Raw genomic sequence first — 23,065 nt, 5'->3', positions numbered from 1 at the left:
GTATATCTCTTACATAAATAAACTGCCGGTATTAGAATTGATCTCCAGCAGGATGGTTAAATTTAATCTATATCATCTATATATCCAGCACGTTTTTGTAGGGTATGTGCTGAAATAGGTGAATAGTAAATTACAGTCTTTATGATTGTTTTATTAGGTTTTTTAGATTTAACAACCTTCTCCGTAATAACAAAGGCTCTTGGTTCCTCCTTTGATATTTCTACCACAAATCCTTCATCCATGCATGTATCTAAAAAACTCCTGCTAATCTTCGATTTTGATGTTGAGTGAATATCAAAAATGGCTATTATTTCATCTATATGTACTACTACTTCTCCCCCTAGATGAAGAAACATTCTATCACCTCATTTTTTATCTCCATCCTTATATTATAACCCTAAATTTAACTGAATAAAAGATTATATGGATTATTTTTGTAAAATTAGTCATAAATCCTCACTTTTCCTTTGTTTACATTGAAAATTCTCTTATTATTTATTTTTTCAATACTTAACTGTTCAGTTTGAGTAGTGGTAATAAAGGTTTGTATATTCTTTAGATTGTTTAACAAGTAAAACTGTCTTTTTACATCTAATTCACTCATTACATCATCTAATAGTAGTATTGGATATTCTCCAACCTCCCCCTTTATTAATTCAAGCTCTGCCATCTTTAGTGATAATACTGATGTCCTTTGTTGCCCTTGTGATCCGTAGTTTTTAACATCCATGCCATTTACCTTTAGTATTAGATCATCACGATGGGGTCCTATTAAAGTTGTACCTCTCCTTCGTTCTTCTTCTTCAGTTTCTATTAGTTTTTTGTAAAATACTTCCTTTAAGCTGATGTTTTCTTCCTTCTCTTTTAGAGGTAAACTACAGCTATAAAGAATTTCCAATGATTCTTTTTCATCAGTAATTTTTCTATGCATTAATTTTGCTAAAATACTAATCCTTTTAATAAACCTGATTCTAGTATTTATAATCCAAGACCCTATGTTTACCAATTGATCATTCCATATTTCTAAGTCAATTTTCTTACCTTTAAAGCTCTTTAATAGCTTATTTCTATGCATCAGAATTCTATTATATTGAAGTAAATTGTAGTAATACCTGGGAATTATTTGGCTTATTTCATTGTCAATGAACTTTCTTCTCTCAATTGGACTACCCTTAATGATTTTTAGGTCATCCGGTGTAAAGGTTACAACATTTAGATTTCCTAATAATTCCCCACCCTTTTCCAATTGTATTCCATTCACTCTCATTTTTTTTCTTTCTTCTTGACTTAGCTTAATTTCTATATCACTTTTTCCATTTATTCTCTGTAATTTTATTTTAATGTAAGCTTGTCCTTTATCAAAAAGAATCATCTCTTGATCTTTGCTATTTCTAAAGGATTTTCCCATAGCACACATATAAATAGCCTCAATGATATTGGTTTTACCCTGGGCATTTTCCCCTACAAAAATATTTAGTAAAGGATGAATTTCCAGCTGCAATGTTTCGTAATTTCTGAAATGAATTAACTTTATTTCTTCTAATATCATAATCATTGCCTCCCATTCATCCTCTGACTCTAATAGTTATTCTACAATAATTTCATAATCTCCTACTTTTACTGTATCCCCTGATCGAATTTTTTTACCTCTTTGAATTACAACTTCTCCATTAACTGATACTTCTCCATCAAGTATGATTATTTTTGCATGTCCACCACTGCCAACAATATCACATGCCTTTAACAATTGATCTAACTTTATATACTCTTCCTTTAGCTCTATTTTCTTTTTCATAATCAATCCTCCTTCTCATTATCTTAATTTTAACTTTTTTAGTATAACATAAACATAACCCAGCCTTTAGCTGGGTTTGTGTTAATTAGATGATAGTCTTATTGGTAAAACCAGATATGTATAATGATCATTACTTACTGGTTTAAAAATTACCGGACTAATGTTTGTTGTAAAGTTCAAGTAGATTTCCTCTTCATCAAATACCTTTAGAGCATCCATAAAATATTTGGAATTAAATGCTATTTCGATTTCTTCTCCCTCTAAGGTAATGATGATTTCTTCGTGTACCTTACCCAATTCTGAGTTTGAAGTTATTACCATGTTTTCATCACTAACGATAAATTTAACTAAATTATTCTTGCCTTCCTTAGCAAGCAATGAGGCTCTTTCTATACTGTTTAGAAGACTCTTGGTGTTTATTTTCACTCTGGATTTATATTCTTTAGGAATAATTTGTTTGTAATTAATAAACTCACCTTCAAGAAGCCTAGAAATTATTTTTGTGTTGCTAAATCTAAATTGTGCGTGATTTTCACTTAAGCAGATTTCAACATCTTCTTCATCATCATTGGAAATGATTCTGGATAACTCTGTTAAAGTTCTTGAGGGGATAACCACTTTTCTATTTAACTCAGATTTTATTTTTCCTTTTCTTAACGCCAACCTATAACCATCTAACGCCACCATATTAAAGCTATCCTCATCTATTTCCATTAAAACACCCGTTAAAATAGGCCTTGATTCATCCTGTGACGTTGCAAAAACCGTTTGTCTGATCATATTTCTAAACAGTTCATTTGATATGCTAAAGTTGCTTTTATCATCTATTGAAGGTAGTTCTGGAAAATCCTCTGCATTATGACATAGAACATTAAACTCTGCACTTTGACATTTGATAAAAACTTGATTACTATCTATCAGTTTTATTTCTACATCATCATCAGGAAGCTTTCTAATAATTTCACCAAATAATTTTGCATCTATTACAAAGGCTCCCTCACTGATTATTTCTGCATCTAGTAAATTTTCTATTCCTACCTCTAAGTCAGTTGCTACCAGTTTTAAGTGATGCTCTTGTGCTTCTATATATATTCCTTTTAATATAGGTAAGGTTGTTCTAGTCGAAACAGATTTTTGTACGATATTAATGCTATTTAATAGTGTTCTCTGAGGACATGAAAAATGCATTGTGGATAACCTCCTTATTGAAATAGATAGAAAGAATATAAATAAGTATAGTAGTAATAGTAATAGGGCCTGTGTAAATGTTGATAAATATATATATAATAGCTATTAAAATAAAGAAACCTGTGTATAAAATGTGGTTAATGATGAAATTTTCTATATATTATTCCTAATTAATCACAACAAAAATGAATATCAACATTTAATTAACAACTATTTGTGTACTAATCTCCTTTTAATTCCTTCACCATTTCTTCAATTTTCTCTTTTAAATCTGGGTCAACCTTAAGGTCATTTGATATTTTTTCATAGGCATGCATTACAGTAGTATGATCTCTTCCACCAAACTCTTCACCTATTTTAGGTAAAGATAAATCTGTTAATTCTCGTGCTATATACATAGCAATTTGCCTTGGATATGAAATAGCCCTTGTCCTCTTTTTTGAATCAATATCCTCTAGCTTAATGTTAAACCTTTTAGAGATTGTTTCCTTTATTAAAGGAATATTTAGTTGCTTTGGTTTTGAAGAGAATATTTCCTTTAGGGCTTCACTAGCTAATTCAACAGTTATATCACTATTTGTTAATGAAGAGTAAGCAACAATTCTTATTAATGCTCCTTCAAGCTCACGAATATTTGATTGAATTTTTTTTGCAATAAACAAGGTTACTTCATCAGGAACATCTATATTCTCCATTTGAGCCTTTTTTCTTAATATTGCAATTCTGGTTTCAAAATCAGGGGGTTGAATGTCGGTAATTAATCCCCATTCAAATCTAGATCTTAATCTATCCTCTAATGTCGGAATTTCCTTTGGGGGACGATCACTGGAAATAATGATTTGCTTATTGGATTCATGTAATGCATTAAAGGTATGGAAAAACTCCTCTTGGGTTCTTTCTTTACCAGCAATAAACTGAATATCATCAACTAAAAGAACATCCACATTTCTATATCTATTTCTAAATTCCACATTTCTGTCGTCTCGTATAGAATTAATCAATTCATTAGTAAAGGTTTCAGAGGACACATAGGCAACCCTTGCCTTAGGATTGTTTTCAAGTATATAGTGACCAATTGCATGCATTAAGTGGGTTTTACCTAATCCAACTCCTCCGTATATAAATAGAGGATTATAGGCCTTAGCAGGTGCTTCTGCAACAGCCACCGATGCAGCATGGGCAAATCGATTACTATTACCAATTACAAAGGTATCAAATGTATATTTTGGATTTAAAGTAGTAGATGACATACTCATCAGCTGTGGTTTTTGAACTTTATTAAGATCCTTTCTTACATTTGATTTAGTTCCGTCTTCTGATGGAATAATAAACTCAATATCATACTTTTTATTTGTAACCTGTTTTAGAGCATTACTAAGAAGAGTTAAATATCTTGTAATAAGGATCCCTCTTGTGAAATCATTGGGAACTCCTAGTATAAATTGATTATCCTCAAGGGATATTGGCTCAATTGTTTTTATCCATGTGTTGAAGCTGACCTCTGTAAGCTCAGCTTTTATAACATTTAAAGTTTTGTCCCAAATTTCAGGTATTGTATCATACATATAACAGCCCCCTTACTGTTGTAATAATAAAAAATATAGAAAAAATAAAAAAAGTATCCGCAGTTTTATCCACAGCGATTAAGAAAACAAAAGAAATGAAATTTTAATTTATATATAAAGAGTTATAAACATTTTTTATTTGATAATTGTGGATAAAAAGTGTATGAAGGGGTTTATAATAATTATATATAATAGTTATCAACAATAGCAATAGATAATTGAAGATATTTAATACACAAAAAAAAAATAGTAAAAATGAAAGACAAAGTTGAAAATTATAGTTTTTTAATAAGTTATGCACAAAACTATCCACAAGATGTGTATAAAAAAGCTAAAATGTTGATAATTAACAATAAGTTATTAACAAGTATTATAATAATATCAAACTAAAGCCCTTTTTTCAACAAAATAAAATAAATATCCACAAAAAATAAATATCCATAAAAAATTATCCACAAATTGAGGTAAGCTTTTTTCTTGACAGGGGTCGGCAATATAGTTATAATCTATTTGTATTATTAAGTACTCTTTAATGTGGTATTTAATGCTTAAAAATAATTAACATTATATAGAAGTACTGAAATTAGTACTTGAAGGGGGTGTTTTTGGTGAAAAGAACTTACCAGCCTAAGAAGAGGCAAAGATCAAAGGAACATGGATTCAGAAAAAGAATGAGTACCAAGAATGGTAGAAACGTTTTAAAAAGACGTAGATTAAAGGGCAGAAAGAGATTGACTGCATAAGGCCGCACTATGTGGCCTTTTTCTGTAATCTTCTATAGGAAGAGATATTAGGAGTTGGTGATATGGAATCCAACAATAAACTAAGAAAGAATGAGGATTTTCGTAAGGTATACAAATACGGAAAATCTATGGCTAATAAGTTACTAATCGTATACTATTTAACCAATAATACCAATGACAATAGAATTGGTTTTACAGTTTCAAAAAAGGTAGGGAAAAGTGTTGTTAGAAGTAGAGTAAAAAGATTGATGAAGGAAGCCTATCGGTTAAATGATCATAAAGTAAAATTAGGATATGATATTGTTTTTATAGCTAGACAGGAATGTAATACTTCTACATATGCTGAAATAGAAAGTGCCATTCTTCATTTATTAAAACGAATAAAATTATTAAAATGAAGAGTTCTATGGGAGTGTTAATATGTCTAAAATACTAATTAACATTATTAAAGTATATCAAAAAATCATATCACCTTTAAAGAGCCCTAGTTGCAGATTTTATCCAAGCTGCTCAAATTATAGTATAGAGGCCTATACTCATTATGGTTTTTTTAAAGGAAGCTATCTCACATTAAAAAGAATATTAAGGTGTCATCCCTTTAGTGATGGAGGTTATGACCCTTTAATTAAAAAAACTGTTGATTAGGGGGTTTTATATGAATGCTTTAGCTCAGCCATTAGGAGCATTATTAAAATTGATTTACGACTTAATAGGTAATTATGGTTTATCTATTATAGTATTTACCATTGTTGTGAAGCTATTAATGGTACCATTAACCTTAAAGCAAATGAGGTCTATGAAGGTAATACAAGAACTGCAGCCAAAACTTAAAGAGCTGCAAGAGAAATATAAAAATGATAAGGAAAAGCTAAATATTAAAACAATGGAGTTGTATAAGGAACATAAGGCTAATCCCTTAGGTGGATGTCTACCCTTATTAATACAATTTCCAATTATTATAGGATTGTTTGCAGCACTAAGAGATCCAGGAGCATATGTATTTGGATCACCTGAAGCTTATGCACAAATAGATACAAGCTTTTTATGGTTATCTAATTTAAATCAGGTGGATCCATGGATTTTACCTATATTAGCTGGATTAACCACTTACTTATCAAGTATTACCATGTCTGCCAATAAAACAGATCAGTCACAGAAAATGATGACCTATTTCTTCCCAGTAATGATATTCGCCATGTCAAAGGGAGTATTTTTTCCAGGAGGAGGATTTCCAGCTGGTGTAGTAATTTATTGGGTAGTAAGTAGTTTATTCCAAGCAGTTCAACAAATATTGATTACAAAACCCTATGCAAAGCTAAAGGAGGGTTCAAACTAATATGAATATAATCGAAATGACTGGTAGAACCGTAGAAGAAGCTATTTCTCTCGGCTTAGAGGAACTAAAGAAGACAAAGGAACAAGTTAAAATTGAAATTTTAGAAAAGCCCAATAAGGGATTTTTAGGATTGATAGGCTCTAAGATGGCACGAGTAAAGCTTTCTGTAGTGGACGATCCAGAGGGGGATGCTAAGGTATTTTTAAAGGATGTATTCAATGCTATGGATTTAGAGGTAAGCATAGATGTACAGCTTAAGGGTAATAATTTAAATGTATCTCTAGAAGGGCCTAATATGGGTGTAGTCATAGGGAGAAGGGGTCAAACCTTAGATTCACTACAATACCTGTTAAGCTTAGTGGTAAATAAAGATCGAGAAAACTATTTAAAGGTATTTATCGACACTGAGAACTACAGAGAAAAAAGAGAAGAAACCCTTATTAGATTGGCTAATAAAATGGCAAGAAAAGTGAAGAAGCTAGGAAAGACCATGGTACTAGAGCCGATGAACCCTTATGAAAGAAGAATCATTCATGCAGCTCTACAAAATAATCCTTATGTACAGACCTATAGTGAGGGAGATGAACCCTTTAGAAAGGTTGTAGTCGCTTTAAAGAAGTAACCAATTGCCCAGTATAAAAGCTGGGCTTTTTATTGTAAATATAAATATTTTCTTTAAATAGATTTGATAAGGGTTTAACTTATTGTATTTTTGAAATTTGGTATAATACAAATATGGTAAAATGTTTTAAACCTAGATAATTAATAAATTGAAGAGGTGATTTTATGTTCATAGACGATACAATAGCAGCTATTGCTACTGCACCAGGTGAGGCTGGAGTGGGAATTATACGAATTAGTGGTAACGATGCAATAGAAATTGCTAATGGAATATTTAAAAGTAAATCGGGTAAAAAGCTGAAGGAAGCTGATATCAGGAGGCTTGTCTATGGACACATTGTGGATCCTAAAACCCAAGAAGTAATAGATGAGGTTTTGGTAGTATACATGAGGGCACCCTATACTTATACCAGAGAGGATATAGTTGAAGTTAATTGTCACGGTGGAATTATACCTGTAAAAAGAATTCTACAATTGATATTAAGAATGGGAGCTAGAATGGCAGAGGCTGGAGAGTTTACTAAAAGGGCATTTTTGAACGGAAGGATAGATCTAGCCCAAGCAGAGGCAGTAATGGACTTAATTAGTGCTAAAACTGATACAGGATTTGGAGTTGCCCTAGATCAATTGGAGGGATCCTTGTCTAAAGAGGTAGAAGGTATTAGAAATGAAATATTACAGCTTTTGGCCCATATTGAGGTTTCTATTGATTTTTCCGAAGAAGATGTAGATGAAGTAACCTTAGATTATCTTTTAGAGGGAAGTAAAGCTGTTAAGGAGAAGATGATTAAGCTGCATGAAACAGCGGAAACAGGTAAAATACTTAGAGAGGGCTTAAATACCGTTATTATAGGAAAACCCAATGTTGGCAAATCCTCACTATTAAATGCATTATTAAAGGAGTCTAGAGCCATTGTTACAGAAATCCCTGGAACCACTAGAGATATTATTGAAGAGCAACTGAATATAAAGGGTATTCCAATTAGATTAGTGGATACTGCTGGAATTCGTGATACAGATGACATCGTAGAAAAAATTGGTGTAGATAAGTCTAAGGAATTCTTTAATAAAGCAGATTTAGTAATATTTATGTTGGATTCTTCAAGGGAGCTAACTCAAGAGGATATTGAAATCATGGAAATGATTAAGATTAAAAAAGCTATAGTCCTTGTAAACAAAACAGATTTACCTCAGATATTGGATTTAAGTAAAGTGTATGATATTTTAGGCGAAAAAAATGTCATTAAGATTTCCTTAATGGAAAAGACGGGATTATCAGAATTAGAGGATACCTTAGTAGATATGGTTTATAAGGGTGATATAAAAACCAAGGATCATATTATGGTTACAAATATTAGACATAAAAATGCTCTAGAAAGGGCTATCATTAGTTTGGAAGAGGGAATAGAAGCTATTAATAAAAAGCTTGCTATGGATTTTATAGAGGTGGATTTTAAAAATACCTGGGACTATTTAGGAGAAATAACCGGTGATACAGTAGGAGAAGACTTGATTGACCATATATTCGCAAATTTTTGTATTGGAAAGTAGATAATTAAAATTAAAAGTTAAAAATGAAAAATGAAAAGTTAAAGTCTAAACATGGAGAATCATAAGTAAAATGAAATTTGTTAGAGAAATTACTACTATAGTGAAATTTATGTTTTTATTAAGAAGGAAGGTGAGCAGATGAAATATCAAGCTGGCACATATGATATTATAGTTGTTGGCGCTGGCCATGCTGGCTGTGAAGCTGCTTTGGCAGCAGCTAGAATGGGGTGTAAAACTTTAATGATTACCCTTACCCTAGATGCTATTGCTATGATGCCCTGTAACCCATCAATAGGGGGAACAGGCAAGGGTCATTTAGTAAGGGAAATTGATGCATTAGGTGGAGAAATGGGAATAAATACTGATAAAGCCTTTATACAAAGTAGAATGCTGAATACTGCAAAGGGTCCAGCAGTTCATTCTTTAAGGGCTCAAGCCGATAAAACAGCATATCATAAGGAAATGAAGAAAACTATAGAAAATCAAGAAAACCTGGATTTGATTCAAGATGAGGTTATTGATTTAATCGTTGAAGAATCAACTGTAAAGGGAGTTGTTACAAGAACAGGGGCTGAGTACGAAGGAACCTGTGTAATTCTTGCTACTGGTGTATATTTAAAGAGCAAAATATTTATGGGGGAAGTAAACTTTGAATCAGGACCAAACGGTCTTTTCCCAGCCAACTTTTTATCAGAAAAACTACGTGAATTAGGATGTAGTTTAAGGAGATTTAAAACAGGAACCCCAGCAAGAGTCCATAGAGATACAATAGATTTCTCTAAAATGGATATACAAGAGGGGGATGAGAAAATAGTCCCCTTTTCCTTCTTAAATAAAAAGCTTGAAATTGATCAACAACCCTGTTGGCTAACAAGAACCACTTCTGAGACCATCAGAATTATAAGAGAAAACTTAAAAAGATCCTCTTTTTATCGAGGGGATATGGAGGGAGTAGGACCAAGGTATTGTCCTTCTATTGAAGATAAGATTGTTCGATTTGAGGATAAGTCAACCCACCAATTATTTATTGAGCCTGAGGGTTTAGATACTAAGGAAATGTATGTTCAAGGAATGTCCACCAGCTTGCCAGTAGAAGTACAAGTGGAGATGCTTAGGAGTGTTATAGGAATGGAAAAGGCTCATATTATGAGGCCTGCCTACGCAATAGAATATGATTGCATTGACCCTACACAGCTAAAGCCATCCTTGGAGTTAAAGCATATTCATAATTTATTTAGTGCTGGTCAATTTAATGGTACCTCTGGGTATGAAGAAGCTGCAGCCCAGGGATTGATGGCAGGAATTAATGCTGTGTTAAAATTAAGAGGAGATGAACCCTTTGTACTAGATCGTTCAGAGGCTTATATAGGAGTAATAATTGATGACCTAGTGACTAAGGGAACCAATGAGCCCTATAGAATGATGACATCTAGGGCAGAGTATAGATTAGTTCTAAGGCAGGATAATGCTGATTTAAGGCTAACTGAGAAAAGTTACAAAGCTGGGCTCGCCACAGAAGAAAGATATCTACTAACACAAGAAAAAAAACAACGGACAGCTGAGGCAATAGAACTTCTTAAGTCAACACACATCTCTCCAGAGGATGCAAATTTTATACTAGAATCCTTAGATAGCTCACCAATTAAAGCAGGAGTTAGTCTATATGATTTATTAAAAAGACCAGAAATATCTTATAAAGATATAAAAAGCTTTAACAAATTAGATATAGATGCCTTTGATGAAGAGATAGAGAGTCAATGTGAGATATTCATCAAATATGAGGGATACATCGATAAGCAGTTAAATCAAATTGATCAGTTTAAAAAGTTAGAAGCAAAAAAATTACCGGAGGAGTTAGACTATACAAAGATTGATGGTTTGAGATTGGAGGCTCGACAGAAGCTAAACAATATTAAGCCCCTTTCAGTAGGACAAGCTTCCCGTATCTCTGGAGTTTCTCCAGCAGATATATCTGTATTACTGGTTTTTCTTGAACAAAGAAGAAGGCAGAAGGCGGTGAAGAGTTAAAAATGGAAGAGATAATGAAAAAGGGATTTTCTGACCTAGGAATCGATTTAAACGAAAACCAAATGAATCAATTTATGATTTATAAGAACCTATTACTTGAATGGAATGAAAAAATGAATTTAACTGCCATCGAAGACGAGAGAGATATAGTAATAAAGCATTTTATCGATTCCATATCCTGTTTAAAGGTAAAGGGTTTCGACAAGATTAATAGATTAATAGATGTTGGTACAGGAGCAGGCTTTCCAGGAATACCAATAAAGATTATGGAGCCAAACATTGAATTAACTCTTTTAGATGCACTTAATAAAAGAGTTACTTTTCTAAAGGAAGTGTGTAAAGAGACAAGCTTGGTGAAGGTTGATTTTCTTCACGGTAGGGCAGAGGATTTTGGTAGGCTAGATGATTTTAGAGAAAGCTACGATGCAGCAGTATCTAGAGCAGTGGCTTCATTAAATGTTCTGGTAGAATATTGTATGCCCTTTATAAAAGTTGGTGGAATATTTATATGCCAAAAAGGCCCTCAGGTAGAAGATGAAATGGCTTCTTCTAAAAAGGCTATTGAGGTTCTTGGAGGGAAAGTGGTAGAGAAGCTGGAAATATCCCTTCCATTAAGCGATATAAAACATAAAATCGTAGTTATTGAAAAGGTCAAACCCACTCCGACAAAATACCCTAGAAAAGCAGGAAAACCTACTAAAAGTCCTATAATCTAATATATAGAGTAGGATTTTGTAAAACGATTTATCTAACAATCATGAATTAATAGCAGGACTCAACTTTTTTTTATAGAATTATCTATAAGTGTAATTTGTTCGGGAGGAGTGGAAGGATAATGAGTGATGGGAACAAGCAGGTTATGGAGATATCCGTTCAATCGATAATTCCAAATCCTTATCAGCCAAGAAAAACATTTTCACAGACAGCTTTAGAAGAACTTTCACAATCAATTAAGGCATATGGTATTTTACAGCCAATCAGTGTTAGACAAATAGGAGAGGAAAAGTATGAACTAATTGCTGGGGAAAGAAGGCTTAAGGCTGCAAAGATAGCTAAGTTAGACAAGGTTCCAGCAATCATACATAGAGAATTTGATGATAAGGATTCAGCTGTTGTTGCAATTATTGAAAATTTACAAAGAGAAGATTTAAATTATTTTGAAGAAGCTGAAGGCTTTCATAATTTAATAAATGATCATGGATTTACTCAACAGGAGATAGCCCTACAGGTAGGAAAAAATCAGTCAACAATTGCCAACAAACTTAGAATATTGAAACTAGGTCCAGAAATTAAAAGACTATTAATGGACAACAATTTAACAGAAAGGCATGCCAGAGCCTTATTAAAACTGCCAGATGAAGAACTTAGAATATCTATATTAAATAAAGTAATTAAAAATGATTTAAACGTAAAAAAAACAGAAGAAATTATACAACAGATTACTGAAGAAATAAGTAATGCAAAGGAACCTCAAAGCAATCAAAAAATCAGGAGTTTTTTAAATTATAGGATTTATATAAACACAATTAAACAAGCCTTCGAGGCAATTAAAGATAAACAAGAAAAAGCTGAGTTAAAACAAATTGATCACGGTGAATATATCGAATTAACCGTAAGAATTCCAAAGGCATAAAAAAAGATTACAGATTACATAGGTAAATCTGTAATCTTTTTTTATGGAGTTTTAGAGTTTACCGAATAAGGTTAGAACACCAAATATAATAAAAATTATACCAGCAGCTGTTTGTAGTATCGATGGATTAATGATTTTGCAAATGTAATCAGCAGCTAAAACAGCAATTAAGGAACTAAAAATCAAAGCTAGTGAAGAGCCTATAAAAACAGGCCAAATGGATTTGCTTTGTGTAGCCAGTAACATAACCTGGAGTTGAGTTTTATCTCCCAACTCAGCAATAAATACAATAAAAAATGTCATAATCACAATTTTAAGCATTATTATCCTCCTGATTCAAAGATTCAATAATACTAATATTTATGATAGTAATCTCTTATATAGTATTTTTTTAGCATTATTATAAAATAAATGATAAAAAGCCGAGAAAATATTATATAATTTAATATTAGAAAGGATATTGAGTGAAAACAAAAGCATTTGTGATTATAAAGAAGGTGAAAATTATATTGTATAGAAGTATATAATATGAAAATAACTCGTGGAGGGAGAGAATGAAAATGGGGAAGGTAATAGCCATTTTTAATCAAAAGGGTGGTGTTGGAAAGACAACTACGAATGTAAACCTAAGTGCTTGTCTTGCCAATATGGGTAAAAAAATATGTGTTATAGATATAGATCCTCAAGGAAATACCACCAGTGGTTTTGGAATTAATAAGACGGAGCTTGAATATAGCATTTATGATGTAATAGTTAATGATGTTAGTATTAAGGAAGTTGTTATTAAAAGCCAATACGACAATTTACATATCGTCCCCTCAAGTGTTCAGCTGGCAGGAGCAGAAATTGAATTGGCAGGAGTAAGCAATAGAGAAATTCAACTCAGGCAGTCTATTAATGAAATAAAAGATTCATATGATTATATATTTGTTGATTGTCCGCCATCCTTGGGTCTATTAACAATTAACTCCCTTTCCGCTGTTGATAGTGTTCTTATCCCTATACAATGTGAATACTATGCTTTGGAGGGTGTTAGTCAATTAATGAACACAATTCAATTGGTGAAGAAAAACTTAAATCCTAATCTGGAGATACAAGGGGTTGTTCTTAGTATGTTCGATGGTAGAACAAACCTTTCTATTCAAGTTGTTGATGAGGTTAAAAGTTACTTTAAGGGAAAGGTATATGCTACAATCATTCCTAGAAACGTAAGATTAGCTGAAGCCCCTAGCTTTGGACAACCGGTAATTTATTATGATGAGAAGTCTAAAGGGTCCGAAGCTTATAAGGAACTAGCTGAAGAGTTTATCGATTTAGAGGAGGACGGGATATAAATGATTAAAAACAAAAAAAGAGGATTAGGGAAAGGACTAGAGGCCTTAATTCCAGAAATGTCAACCCTTGAGCAGGTAGAAGAGGAAATTTCTGAAGACCGGATAAAGCATATTAATATAAATAAAATCTACCCTAATGTTCATCAACCAAGAAAGGATTTTGATGAAGATAGCATAATGGAGCTGGCTCAGTCAATAAAGGTCCATGGAATTATTCAACCCATCATTGTTACTGAAAGGAAAGATGGGTATATGATAATTGCTGGAGAAAGAAGATGGCGGGCTTCTAAAGAGCTACAATTAAGGGAAATACCTTGTGTAATAAAAAATTATGAGGACAGTCAATTAATGAAGGTTGCTTTGGTAGAAAATCTTCAAAGAGAAAATTTAAATCCTATAGAGGAAGCGTTAGCATATAAGGACTTGATCAATAATCACAAGGTTACTCAAGAACAGTTAGCTGAAGCTTTAGGAAAAAGCAGGCCTTACTTAGCAAATACCCTACGCCTTCTGAATTTGGATGGAAGAATAATTGATTTGGTTAAGAGTAACTCTTTAAGTAGTGGCCATGGTAGGGTATTGCTAAGAATCGATGATGGAGAAAAGCAGTATCAAATAGCCCTAAAAATCATGGAAGAAAAACTAAGTGTTAGAGAAACCGAAGATTTAATTGGAAAGATATTAATGCCTCCAAAGAAAAAAGGAGTAAAAAAGAAAAGTAAGGATTATTTATTAATTGATGTAGAAGATACCTTAAAGAAAGCCCTCGGAACAAAGGTTACCATATCTAAGGGAAAAAATAAAGGTAAAATAGAAATCGAATACTATAACAATGAAGATTTAGAAAGAATATTAGATATAATAGCCAATAACACCAAATGAGATACATGTAGAAAATAATATCGATAAACCCCAAAATGTTTCACGTGAAACATTAATATAATAAGAATCATCAAGATGGGTTAAAATATAATATTTCACCCATAAGGGTGACAATTATTACATTGTGGAATATGGTGTATTAAAGCAGTCTATAACTATTGAAGTGAGTGAGGAGGATAAAGGTGATTTATTTTGATAACGCAGCAACTACCTTCCCAAAACCCCAAGGAGTATATGATGCAGTACTTAATACCATGAAGGATTATGGAGCTAATCCAGGAAGATCTGGACATAAATTAGCTCTAGAAGCTGGAAGAAGTATTTTTTTTGCAAGGGAAAAAGTCAGCAAACTATTCAACATCGAAAATCCAATGCAGATAATCTTTACAGGAAATGCAACCGAGTCACTGAATCTTGCTATAAAGGGGATTTTGAGTAAAGGGGATCATGTAATAACCAGTAGTATGGAGCATAATTCCGTACTTAGACCCATTAAAGCTTTAGAGAAGATAGGGGTAGAAAGCACGATAATTCAGTGTGGAGAAGATGGATGCCTGAACCCAGAGAATATAAGAAACGCAATTAGAGAGAATACTAAATTAATTGTACTAACCCACGCCTCAAATGTTACTGGTACGATAATGCCGATAAAAGAAGTAGGTAAAATAGCAAAGGACCAGGGCGTTTTGTTTCTGGTTGATGCTGCTCAGACTGCAGGGGTCTATGAAATAGATGTTGTCAAGGATAACATAGATCTTTTAGCACTACCAGGCCATAAGGGGCTACTAGGACCTCAGGGAACGGGTATACTTTATATAAAGGAAGGTTTGAATGTAAAGCATTTTAAAGAAGGGGGAACTGGTAGTAAATCAGAGGAATTATTTCAACCAGAAATGTTGCCAGATAGATATGAAAGTGGCACTCCTAATACCCCAGGTATAGCAGGGGTAGCTGCAGGAGTTGATTTTATCCTTAATGAGGGTATGGACAATATAAGGAAACATGAAGAATTGCTAACGGGATATTTTATAGAAGAGCTTAGTAAGATGGAAAAGGTAAAAATATACGGACCAAAGGATTCCACTAAGCAAGCTTCAGTGGTTTCAATAAATATTGGTAATGAAGATTCATCAGAAATAGCCTATATACTTGATAAGGTATATAATATAGCAGTTAGATCCGGTTTACATTGTGCCCCTATGGCCCATAAAACAATAGGCACCTTTGAACAAGGTACCGTGAGATTCAGTATTGGATATTTTAACACTAGAAATGAAATTGATGAAGCAATCAACGCAATAAAAGATATTTGTAGCCAAATTTAATTTTATATTATATTGAGATTGTAAAGGGCCTTTGGGCCTTTTTTTCATGAAAACATCGAAACACAAGCTTCTATAAGGTGTGATAAACCCTTGTAAATTGACATAGTTAGGTTTTTTTTGACATTTGAATATTTAAGATGGCTGTAAACCCAAAGAAATGATAAAATATAGTGTACAGGCTTTATTATTTTTTATTTGTTAAGGAGGGACTAATTTTGGACCAAATTTTTAGGTTCATAGAGGATAATAACTCCATTGCTGTTATTGTCTTAATGACCTTTAATATCTTATTATTTATTTTATTATTATGTAATTATTTAATTACAGCCAATCTTAAGGATAAGTATAAGAAATTAGTTAAAGGTACTAATGGTAAGAACATCGAAGGTATTTTACTGCAGCATAAAGAAGAGGTTGATGAAGTTAGATCAGAGTTTCAACAATTTAATAGGAGATTAGATTTATTTGATAACAGATTAAGTTTTTGTGTACAAAAGATTGGAATAATAAGATACAATGCTTTTAAAGACACGGGTAGTGATCTAAGTTTTTCTATAGCAATGCTGGATGATAATAACGATGGTTTGATTATTACAGGAATTCATGGAAGAACCGAAACGATATCTTACGCCAAACCAATAAAAGAAGGTAAATCGAATTACAGTCTATCAGTGGAGGAGTTACAGGCTTTGGAGAGGGCAAAGGCTAAAGAAATCGATGGACTTGAAATGAAATCCTCCAGACGTAGTAAAGAGGTTGTTTGATGAATAAAAGAAGTTACTTATTTATCGTAAATCCAGCATCAGGTAAAGGAAAGCCCTTAGATAGGCTAAAAATAATTAAAGAAACTATGGAAAAAGAGGGTTGTATGTACAGGATACAACTAACTGAAGGGGTAGGACATGCTAAAAAACTAGCAGAAGAAGCTAAGGAAGATGTAATCGTTGCAGTAGGTGGAGATGGTACCATTAATGAAATAGCCAACGGTGTAAAGAATGGTAATAAGATTATCGGATTATTGCCTTCAGGTACAGGTAATGATTTTGTAAGAAGCTTAAATATTCCCTCCGATCCCCAAGAGGCCCTAGAAATTATATTAAATGGTAAAACTAGAGAGATTAACCTGGGAATAGTGCAGGACATGTATTTTGTAAATGTTGCATCTGTAGGGCTTGATGCGCATATTGCAGATAAGGTTACAAGTATAAAAAAATATATAACTGGAACTAAAGCCTATATTGTGGCCTTAATTAAAGGATTAATCACATACAAAACGATACAACTGAAGTTATCTGTAGATGGAAAGTTAGTGGATATAAATACCATGTTAATTGCTTTTTGTAATGGAGGATCCTATGGTGGAGGAATGAAAATTGCACCAATGGCTGACTTTAACGACGACCTATTGGATATCTGCATTGTGAGCAAAATGAAAAAACTGAAACTGTTTATTCTATTCCCTTCAATATTTAAGGGCAATCACATAAGATATAAGGAAGTAGAAGCCCTAAGAGGAAAAGAGATGGTTTTATACACCAATGAAAAAGTTAAAATTAATATTGATGGTGAAATCATTGAAGCAATAGAAAATAAAGATGGTATTTTTATCGGGGTATCTGATAGGAAAATCAAACTTTTGGTAAGATAATTGTTGTAAAGGAATTATCATTTTAAGAATAGCTACATAAGTGTATTAAAGCACCTCCTATAACCAATAATAAATGTAGGAGGTGTTTGTTTTGAAAAGGATAGCAATACAGCAAGGATTAGAGGGTTTATCAAATGATTTGCAAAGAGAAGGATATGAGGTTGTAGGCTTTAACATGGCTAACCATGTAGATGCAGTTATATATATCGATGATTATGATGGATTAAGAACAATTAATAATCAGCAAGGGGATGATTATGGGGCAATTCTTATAAATGCAAAGGGAAAAACCATAGAAGATATTAAATACATAATTGAAAAAAGAAGATATGGGAGTTTATTTAGTTAAATATTTTTATTAAAGATCACTTGTACTAACACAACCTTACTTAAAATATTATATAATGAATATTTGAGTAATCTATATGGTATATGAAAAAAGGGTCTTTTTTAAGACCCTTCTTTAAGACCCTTTTTTAAGTTTGAACTAATAGCCTATGTTTATTTAGCTTCCATAAAGAAAATTTTAACCCTTCTGAAATAGTCTCTGCCATTTTCATGACTAGACTTAATCTAGTATTCTGAAGCACTAAATATTCCATATAACCCGATAGATTCACAATACCTGTGATATGCAAGTCTCCAACAGCTGTCAGGTCCTTATTAACACCGGCACCTGGTTTAAGGGGGCCATTACCTATTTTTATATAACCTATCCTGTCCATTTTACCTAAACAAGCATCTATAGCAATTATGAAGGGAGATTTATAATTAGAATAAATATAGTTAATTTTCTCATCTAAATTTTTAGCATGTACAGGTTCATCTAATGTACCATAAACAAAAACATTAGGATATCTAGAAAGGGTGCTTGTAAGTTTATAGCCGATGAGGGGCCCCAATGAATCACCAGTAGATCGGTCTGTTCCAATACATAAAATGATAAGCTCTTCAAAGGGGTCTTTGTAAAATTCCTTTAGGTATCCAATTAGTAAAGAGCTGAAATCTATGTAAGCCATAGGCATATTTATATTTATAGAATCAGAAGAAGTTTTTATTAAAGACATATAGAGCCTCCTTTATGAGAAATTAAATATCATATATTAAAGTATTAAGTCAGTTATAAAAATATGATTTCTAAAAGAGTTTGCCCAAATTTTTTATTTAAATACAGTTCTTTAAAATCTTTAACAATGATAAGAAGTTTATAGATAACTCCAATTTCTTTTATAAAGAAGTTTTATATAGAGGATTACCGCCTTCAAGGTAGAAAATATAGAGATATAAATGAAGACTATTAATTAAGTTCCATTCAATAGGTAAAAACGAAATCACATGACAAAAGGAGATAAGTTGGAAAAACAAGAATTTATCTAATTAATGATAGTAAATACTTAAAGGGTCTTAGAAAATATTAAATGGATGTTTCACGTGAAACAAGGGGGTTATGAAATGGAAATAAAAAAAAGAATAGTTTATATTCTATTAGTGCTGATATTGATCTTTCTTTTAGCAAACCCAATGTCTATAAACTATTTTAAGGGAAAAATAAAGGCAGAGGCTTTAGACATCTATCTTTTAAAAGAAATTGAATTGCCCCATAGTAGCCATATTCAATATAAGAAGCTTAATGATGGAATAGCTAAATACTGGGATGGTGTTTTATTCTATTATAACTATAAGGGAGAATTGATTTGGAGTCTTCATATAGGGGCAATTAACCCTTTAATTACAAACAATAACCAAAGTATATATATATATGATCAAAACAATAATCAATTAACACGAATAGAGAAGGATGGAAATGTAGTTTATAAAGTGGTAATAGAAAAAAAGGTTAAAAGCTTTGATGTCAACAATGAGAATTTGGTGGTTCTTCAGCATAATGCAGAAGGGGGGCTTTTAGTAAAGTCGGTAACTCTATTAAATGAAGCTGGAAAGAAAATTTCAGAAATACTAATAAGGGAAGGCGATATACTAAGCACTTTAAACTCAAAAAAGCTAAATGAACTCCTTATTCAGATCATAGCTGTTAAAGGGGGTAGTTTAGAAAGTCACTTAATCACCTACAATTATAATGGAGATGTAATAAGTTTTAATCAAGTAGATGAAATTATATTAAATATGTTTTATGATAAAAAAGGAAGCTTAGTTTTGGTACAGGAAAACAAAGTAACTAGTTATATAGACAAGGAAGAAAAATGGTCAGCTTCAATTAGAAATGTAAAACTTGTAGAAACCTTTAATGATGAAATCCTTGTTTTATATGGAGGTAATGATATAAATAGTGGTATAATTCAAGGTAGAAATAGTTTAGGAATTATAATATATAAGACTAATGGTAAGCTAATAAGGGAGATAAAACCAAAGGAGAAGGTGAAGGGGTTAGATGTTATAGAGGATAAAGTATTGTATTATGGAGAACGATCTATTTATGTTGAGGGTTTTAATGAAGAAAAAATACTAGAGCATTTATATAGCAGCGACATAGAAAGGGCCTATTTATTCCCCAATAATCATTTGGTTATTGTAACAAAGGAAAGATTAACCTTTACAAAGCTTCAATAATAGCAAAAGAAGGAGTAAAATCAAATGTTGGATATATTTATTATTATAATGATATTCATGAATATTTTATGGGGTTTTAAAAAGGGATTTGTTCTCTCGTTGATGAGCTTTGGAAGCTATATTGTAGCTGTTATTGCTGCTAAGATTTACTATCTCAAACTATCTGAGTGGATACAAAAAACTACTTCCATTGACTTAGCGATTAAAAATTTTATTGGTAACAATTTTGATGGTTTGATTTCTCTATGGATTCCAAAAGAACTCCCGGAGGAGGGAAGTAATCCCCTTGTGGGCTTTTTAAAGGATTATTTAATCAAAGAAACCAGTATTTTAACCCATACTGAAAGCGCAGCAGCAATAAAAAATGATTTATCCAATAGCATTACAATATTCATCATTAATATAATTAGTATTATACTAATATTCATCCTTGTAAGATTGACAGTAATTTTTATATCACAAATCATCGATAATGCTTTTAAATTACCAATTTTAAACACCATGAATAGACTTGGAGGAGCCATGGTAGGAGCCATAAGAGGAATTTTAATCATTCTTATAGTACTAATCATTATTCTTCCAATAACATTAAAGAATCCTTACGGTAAAATGGCAATGGCAATAGATGAATCTATACTATTACAGAGCTTTTTGGAAAATTGGCTGGTTAGTTTTCTAAATTGGTTATTGTAATATTATATTGAAGGAAGAAGCTGTGATATAATGAAACTACTTAAGAATAAGTGAAGGTGATAAAATGACTTATAAGGCATTATATAGAAAATGGCGGCCGAAAATTTTCGAAGACGTAGTTGGACAACAACATGTTGTGAAAACCTTAAAGAATCAGATGAGGGATGAAAAAATATCCCACGCCTATCTCTTTTCAGGAACCAGAGGAACAGGTAAAACTTCAACTGCTAAAATTTTCGCCAGGGCAATTAATTGTAATAATCCTATTGACAATAATCCATGTAATGAATGTGCCATTTGTACTGGTATTCTCTCAGAAAGTATTATGGATGTAATGGAAATTGACGCAGCATCCAATAACGGTGTAGATCATATTAGAGAAATTAGAGAAAATGTTAAATACCCTCCATCTAGAGGAAGATATAAGGTATATATTGTTGATGAAGTTCACATGCTTAGCACAGGAGCCTTTAATGCATTACTAAAAACCTTAGAGGAGCCACCTAGCCATGTAATTTTTATATTAGCTACCACAGAGCCCCATAAGCTTCCTGCGACGATATTATCAAGGTGTCAAAGATTTGATTTTAAACCTGTAAAAACAAAGGAAATTTTCAGCCATATCCTATCTATTTGCGATAGTATGGAAATTAAATATGAGGAAAAGGCACTTTGGGTGATAGCTGCCAACGGTAGGGGATCCATTCGAGATTCACTTAGTATTCTTGAACAATGTATATCCTTTACTCAAGGGGAGTTACTATATGACAAAGTAGCTGATACCATGGGATTAATTAGTGATGAGCTATTGCATCAGTTGATTCAAGCAATAGGGGAAAAGGAGCCATCACAAGCATTAACTCATATACAAAAGGTGGTAATGGAAGGTAAAGATGTACAATTATTTATTAAGGATCTTATAAAACATCTTAGAATACTATTAATGGAAAAAATGAAAATTCAACTTGAGGACTTATATAGAGGAGATGATGTTTCCCTTCATCATATTGCTAAAGAGGAGAAACTCTTTAAGGAAGGGGAGCTTATTAAAATTATACAAGATTTATCTGAAGCTGAAGGTAAGATGAAATATGCAACTCAGCCACAAATTATACTAGAGGTTACTATTGCTAAAATCTCCAAGAAGGGATTTAATTCTTCTGTGGAAGAGTTGGAGGATAGAATTCAACAGCTGGAGAGCTTAATTAAGGGTAAAAATATTGCAATTGCAGCAGAAACTCCCTTAATTAAAGATACAGGAAACTTAGATGGACATTATCAAATAAAATCTAAAGAAGAATCAAATTACCATAAGAAATTTATAGAAGAAGATCAAACTAAGAAAAGTGCTAAAGAAACAGTAAAAAAACCTGAAAAAGCGGCGGATTTTAATGTGATTAAAGACAACTGGGATGAGGTATTAGAAGCATTAAAGAAAAATAAGAAGGCACAGATTAAAGCTTTTCTTATGGAAGGACATCTTGTAGGAGTAAAAGATGGAAATCTAATAATAGGATTTAAAGAAGGTTATGGTTTTCATAGAGAAGCTTTAGATAAGGAAGCCACTAAGGAGTATATTGCTTCTGTAATATATAAGGTAACAGGTGAATCAATAAGATTAAAAGTTGTTATGGATGGGGATGCTATTAGCCAGGTTCAAGAGGATGAAGCCATCAATATACTAAGGGAGAAGGTTCCAGAAAATATCCTTGAAATAATTGAAGAATAATGTGATTTAGAGAAGTTTGTGATATAATTTAAAAAGTAAAAAATTAATAAACCTTAAGGAGGTATAAGAAATGAAGAAAGGATTCCAGGGAATGGGTGGTATGCCCAATATGAATAATATGATGAAGCAGGTTCAAAAAATGCAAAAGCAAATGGAAGAAATGCAAGAGGAGCTCAACAGAAAAGAGTTAGAAACCAGTGCTGGTGGTGGTGCAGTAACCGTTAAAATAAATGGGAAGAAGGAGATTCTTGCTATAGAAATCAAACCTGAAGTAATTGATCCAGATGATGCTGAAATGCTACAGGACTTAATTATGGCAGCTGTAAATGAAGCTATACGCTCTGCTGAAGAAATGGTATCTAAGGAAATGGCAAAGGTAACAGGAAATGTTAGCTTGCTGGGGTTATTCTAGCTTTCTAGGAATTG

The 23,065-nt window shown here is 32.3% G+C and carries 26 protein-coding genes; 19 read left to right on the top strand and 7 right to left on the bottom strand.

What is annotated here, in order from left to right:
- Nucleotides 1–62 precede the first annotated feature (62 nt).
- The 5 genes from remB to dnaA form a co-directional block, all read right to left on the bottom strand.
- Nucleotides 63–356, bottom strand: coding sequence for an extracellular matrix regulator RemB (remB, locus tag F8153_RS02945; protein WP_151864862.1), 294 nt, complete (start codon nt 354–356; stop codon nt 63–65).
- Nucleotides 357–442: 86 nt separating this feature from the next.
- The gene (recF, locus tag F8153_RS02940; RefSeq protein WP_151864861.1) at nt 443–1,549 is read right to left on the bottom strand and encodes a DNA replication/repair protein RecF; all 1,107 of its coding nucleotides are present in this window, start codon (nt 1,547–1,549) and stop codon (nt 443–445) included.
- A 36-nt stretch (nt 1,550–1,585) separates the two neighbouring features.
- Complete coding sequence (locus F8153_RS02935; RefSeq protein ID WP_192929622.1) at nt 1,586–1,795, bottom strand: RNA-binding S4 domain-containing protein; 210 nt, start codon at nt 1,793–1,795, stop codon at nt 1,586–1,588.
- Nucleotides 1,796–1,876: 81 nt separating this feature from the next.
- The gene (gene dnaN, locus F8153_RS02930; protein ID WP_151864860.1) at nt 1,877–2,983 is read right to left on the bottom strand and encodes a DNA polymerase III subunit beta; all 1,107 of its coding nucleotides are present in this window, start codon (nt 2,981–2,983) and stop codon (nt 1,877–1,879) included.
- Between the two features lie 221 nt (nt 2,984–3,204).
- Nucleotides 3,205–4,548: a chromosomal replication initiator protein DnaA gene (dnaA, locus tag F8153_RS02925; protein ID WP_151864859.1), complete on the bottom strand. Its 1,344-nt coding sequence runs from the start codon at nt 4,546–4,548 to the stop codon at nt 3,205–3,207.
- Nucleotides 4,549–5,153: 605 nt separating this feature from the next.
- Here dnaA and rpmH point away from each other — a divergent pair.
- From rpmH to noc, 9 genes are all read left to right on the top strand, one after another.
- Nucleotides 5,154–5,291: a 50S ribosomal protein L34 gene (rpmH, locus tag F8153_RS02920; protein ID WP_151864858.1), complete on the top strand. Its 138-nt coding sequence runs from the start codon at nt 5,154–5,156 to the stop codon at nt 5,289–5,291.
- Nucleotides 5,292–5,353: 62 nt separating this feature from the next.
- The gene (rnpA, locus tag F8153_RS02915; protein ID WP_151864857.1) at nt 5,354–5,689 is read left to right on the top strand and encodes a ribonuclease P protein component; all 336 of its coding nucleotides are present in this window, start codon (nt 5,354–5,356) and stop codon (nt 5,687–5,689) included.
- Between the two features lie 22 nt (nt 5,690–5,711).
- Nucleotides 5,712–5,936 (top strand): membrane protein insertion efficiency factor YidD, encoded by a 225-nt coding sequence (yidD, locus tag F8153_RS02910; RefSeq protein WP_151864856.1) that lies wholly within the window; start codon nt 5,712–5,714, stop codon nt 5,934–5,936.
- A 10-nt stretch (nt 5,937–5,946) separates the two neighbouring features.
- Nucleotides 5,947–6,627, top strand: a complete 681-nt coding sequence (locus F8153_RS02905; protein WP_151864855.1) for a YidC/Oxa1 family membrane protein insertase — start codon at nt 5,947–5,949, stop codon at nt 6,625–6,627.
- 1 nt (nt 6,628) lies between these two features.
- Nucleotides 6,629–7,249 carry an RNA-binding cell elongation regulator Jag/EloR gene (jag, locus tag F8153_RS02900; protein ID WP_151864854.1) on the top strand — a complete coding sequence of 207 codons (621 nt, stop codon included), beginning with the start codon at nt 6,629–6,631 and terminating at the stop codon, nt 7,247–7,249.
- Between the two features lie 164 nt (nt 7,250–7,413).
- Nucleotides 7,414–8,799, top strand: coding sequence for a tRNA uridine-5-carboxymethylaminomethyl(34) synthesis GTPase MnmE (gene mnmE, locus F8153_RS02895; protein ID WP_151864853.1), 1,386 nt, complete (start codon nt 7,414–7,416; stop codon nt 8,797–8,799).
- A 138-nt stretch (nt 8,800–8,937) separates the two neighbouring features.
- Nucleotides 8,938–10,827 (top strand): tRNA uridine-5-carboxymethylaminomethyl(34) synthesis enzyme MnmG, encoded by a 1,890-nt coding sequence (gene mnmG, locus F8153_RS02890; RefSeq protein WP_151864852.1) that lies wholly within the window; start codon nt 8,938–8,940, stop codon nt 10,825–10,827.
- A 14-nt stretch (nt 10,828–10,841) separates the two neighbouring features.
- A complete protein-coding gene (gene rsmG, locus F8153_RS02885) occupies nt 10,842–11,543 on the top strand; it encodes a 16S rRNA (guanine(527)-N(7))-methyltransferase RsmG (protein WP_243136880.1) in 702 nt (233 codons plus the stop codon).
- Between the two features lie 119 nt (nt 11,544–11,662).
- Nucleotides 11,663–12,460 carry a nucleoid occlusion protein gene (noc, locus tag F8153_RS02880; RefSeq protein WP_151864850.1) on the top strand — a complete coding sequence of 266 codons (798 nt, stop codon included), beginning with the start codon at nt 11,663–11,665 and terminating at the stop codon, nt 12,458–12,460.
- Between the two features lie 51 nt (nt 12,461–12,511).
- Here noc and F8153_RS02875 read toward each other — a convergent pair whose 3' ends face one another.
- Entirely contained in the window at nt 12,512–12,781 is a 270-nt protein-coding gene (locus F8153_RS02875) for a TMEM165/GDT1 family protein (RefSeq protein ID WP_151864849.1), read from the bottom strand.
- Nucleotides 12,782–13,020: 239 nt separating this feature from the next.
- Between F8153_RS02875 and F8153_RS02870 the strand changes: the two genes are divergently transcribed.
- From F8153_RS02870 to F8153_RS02845, 6 genes are all read left to right on the top strand, one after another.
- Entirely contained in the window at nt 13,021–13,794 is a 774-nt protein-coding gene (locus tag F8153_RS02870) for a ParA family protein (protein ID WP_151864871.1), read from the top strand.
- Complete coding sequence (locus tag F8153_RS02865) at nt 13,795–14,676, top strand: ParB/RepB/Spo0J family partition protein (RefSeq protein WP_151864848.1); 882 nt, start codon at nt 13,795–13,797, stop codon at nt 14,674–14,676. It begins immediately after the preceding gene.
- Between the two features lie 182 nt (nt 14,677–14,858).
- Complete coding sequence (locus tag F8153_RS02860) at nt 14,859–16,001, top strand: aminotransferase class V-fold PLP-dependent enzyme (RefSeq protein ID WP_151864847.1); 1,143 nt, start codon at nt 14,859–14,861, stop codon at nt 15,999–16,001.
- Between the two features lie 215 nt (nt 16,002–16,216).
- The gene (locus F8153_RS02855) at nt 16,217–16,765 is read left to right on the top strand and encodes a DUF4446 family protein (RefSeq protein ID WP_243136879.1); all 549 of its coding nucleotides are present in this window, start codon (nt 16,217–16,219) and stop codon (nt 16,763–16,765) included.
- Nucleotides 16,765–17,649 carry a diacylglycerol/lipid kinase family protein gene (locus F8153_RS02850; RefSeq protein WP_151864846.1) on the top strand — a complete coding sequence of 295 codons (885 nt, stop codon included), beginning with the start codon at nt 16,765–16,767 and terminating at the stop codon, nt 17,647–17,649. The genes F8153_RS02855 and F8153_RS02850 overlap by 1 nt, the downstream gene beginning before the upstream one ends.
- Nucleotides 17,650–17,740: 91 nt before the next feature.
- Nucleotides 17,741–17,998: a YkuS family protein gene (locus F8153_RS02845; RefSeq protein ID WP_151864845.1), complete on the top strand. Its 258-nt coding sequence runs from the start codon at nt 17,741–17,743 to the stop codon at nt 17,996–17,998.
- Nucleotides 17,999–18,125: 127 nt separating this feature from the next.
- Here the strand turns inward: F8153_RS02845 and yyaC are convergent, their stop codons facing one another.
- Nucleotides 18,126–18,716, bottom strand: coding sequence for a spore protease YyaC (yyaC, locus tag F8153_RS02840; RefSeq protein ID WP_151864844.1), 591 nt, complete (start codon nt 18,714–18,716; stop codon nt 18,126–18,128).
- A gap of 385 nt (nt 18,717–19,101) precedes the next feature.
- Here yyaC and F8153_RS02835 point away from each other — a divergent pair, with 385 nt between their 5' ends.
- From F8153_RS02835 to F8153_RS02820, 4 genes are all read left to right on the top strand, one after another.
- Nucleotides 19,102–20,217, top strand: a complete 1,116-nt coding sequence (locus F8153_RS02835) for a DUF5711 family protein (RefSeq protein ID WP_151864843.1) — start codon at nt 19,102–19,104, stop codon at nt 20,215–20,217.
- Nucleotides 20,218–20,241: 24 nt separating this feature from the next.
- Nucleotides 20,242–20,910, top strand: a complete 669-nt coding sequence (locus F8153_RS02830; protein WP_151864842.1) for a CvpA family protein — start codon at nt 20,242–20,244, stop codon at nt 20,908–20,910.
- Between the two features lie 64 nt (nt 20,911–20,974).
- Nucleotides 20,975–22,639 (top strand): DNA polymerase III subunit gamma/tau, encoded by a 1,665-nt coding sequence (dnaX, locus tag F8153_RS02825; RefSeq protein ID WP_151864841.1) that lies wholly within the window; start codon nt 20,975–20,977, stop codon nt 22,637–22,639.
- A 70-nt stretch (nt 22,640–22,709) separates the two neighbouring features.
- The gene (locus tag F8153_RS02820; protein WP_151864840.1) at nt 22,710–23,051 is read left to right on the top strand and encodes a YbaB/EbfC family nucleoid-associated protein; all 342 of its coding nucleotides are present in this window, start codon (nt 22,710–22,712) and stop codon (nt 23,049–23,051) included.
- Nucleotides 23,052–23,065: the final 14 nt, after the last annotated feature.

This window comes from Alkaliphilus serpentinus (assembly GCF_009017255.1).
Taxonomy (GTDB): domain Bacteria; phylum Bacillota; class Clostridia; order Peptostreptococcales; family Natronincolaceae; genus Alkaliphilus_D; species Alkaliphilus_D serpentinus.
The sequence above is the reverse complement of the archived record's forward strand: the minus strand, read 5'-3'. Positions and strand labels throughout refer to the sequence as shown.

Coding starts and splice junctions, on each gene's coding strand:
- remB (WP_151864862.1), bottom strand. CDS start 356: ATGTTTCTTCATCTAGGGGGAGAAGTAGTAGTACATATAGATGAAATA.
- recF (WP_151864861.1), bottom strand. CDS start 1,549: ATGATATTAGAAGAAATAAAGTTAATTCATTTCAGAAATTACGAAACA.
- F8153_RS02935 (WP_192929622.1), bottom strand. CDS start 1,795: ATGAAAAAGAAAATAGAGCTAAAGGAAGAGTATATAAAGTTAGATCAA.
- dnaN (WP_151864860.1), bottom strand. CDS start 2,983: ATGCATTTTTCATGTCCTCAGAGAACACTATTAAATAGCATTAATATC.
- dnaA (WP_151864859.1), bottom strand. CDS start 4,548: ATGTATGATACAATACCTGAAATTTGGGACAAAACTTTAAATGTTATA.
- rnpA (WP_151864857.1), top strand. CDS start 5,354: ATGGAATCCAACAATAAACTAAGAAAGAATGAGGATTTTCGTAAGGTA.
- yidD (WP_151864856.1), top strand. CDS start 5,712: ATGTCTAAAATACTAATTAACATTATTAAAGTATATCAAAAAATCATA.
- F8153_RS02905 (WP_151864855.1), top strand. CDS start 5,947: ATGAATGCTTTAGCTCAGCCATTAGGAGCATTATTAAAATTGATTTAC.
- jag (WP_151864854.1), top strand. CDS start 6,629: ATGAATATAATCGAAATGACTGGTAGAACCGTAGAAGAAGCTATTTCT.
- mnmE (WP_151864853.1), top strand. CDS start 7,414: ATGTTCATAGACGATACAATAGCAGCTATTGCTACTGCACCAGGTGAG.
- mnmG (WP_151864852.1), top strand. CDS start 8,938: ATGAAATATCAAGCTGGCACATATGATATTATAGTTGTTGGCGCTGGC.
- rsmG (WP_243136880.1), top strand. CDS start 10,842: ATGAAAAAGGGATTTTCTGACCTAGGAATCGATTTAAACGAAAACCAA.
- noc (WP_151864850.1), top strand. CDS start 11,663: ATGAGTGATGGGAACAAGCAGGTTATGGAGATATCCGTTCAATCGATA.
- F8153_RS02875 (WP_151864849.1), bottom strand. CDS start 12,781: ATGCTTAAAATTGTGATTATGACATTTTTTATTGTATTTATTGCTGAG.
- F8153_RS02870 (WP_151864871.1), top strand. CDS start 13,021: ATGGGGAAGGTAATAGCCATTTTTAATCAAAAGGGTGGTGTTGGAAAG.
- F8153_RS02865 (WP_151864848.1), top strand. CDS start 13,795: ATGATTAAAAACAAAAAAAGAGGATTAGGGAAAGGACTAGAGGCCTTA.
- F8153_RS02850 (WP_151864846.1), top strand. CDS start 16,765: ATGAATAAAAGAAGTTACTTATTTATCGTAAATCCAGCATCAGGTAAA.
- yyaC (WP_151864844.1), bottom strand. CDS start 18,716: ATGTCTTTAATAAAAACTTCTTCTGATTCTATAAATATAAATATGCCT.
- F8153_RS02835 (WP_151864843.1), top strand. CDS start 19,102: ATGGAAATAAAAAAAAGAATAGTTTATATTCTATTAGTGCTGATATTG.
- F8153_RS02830 (WP_151864842.1), top strand. CDS start 20,242: ATGTTGGATATATTTATTATTATAATGATATTCATGAATATTTTATGG.
- dnaX (WP_151864841.1), top strand. CDS start 20,975: ATGACTTATAAGGCATTATATAGAAAATGGCGGCCGAAAATTTTCGAA.
- F8153_RS02820 (WP_151864840.1), top strand. CDS start 22,710: ATGAAGAAAGGATTCCAGGGAATGGGTGGTATGCCCAATATGAATAAT.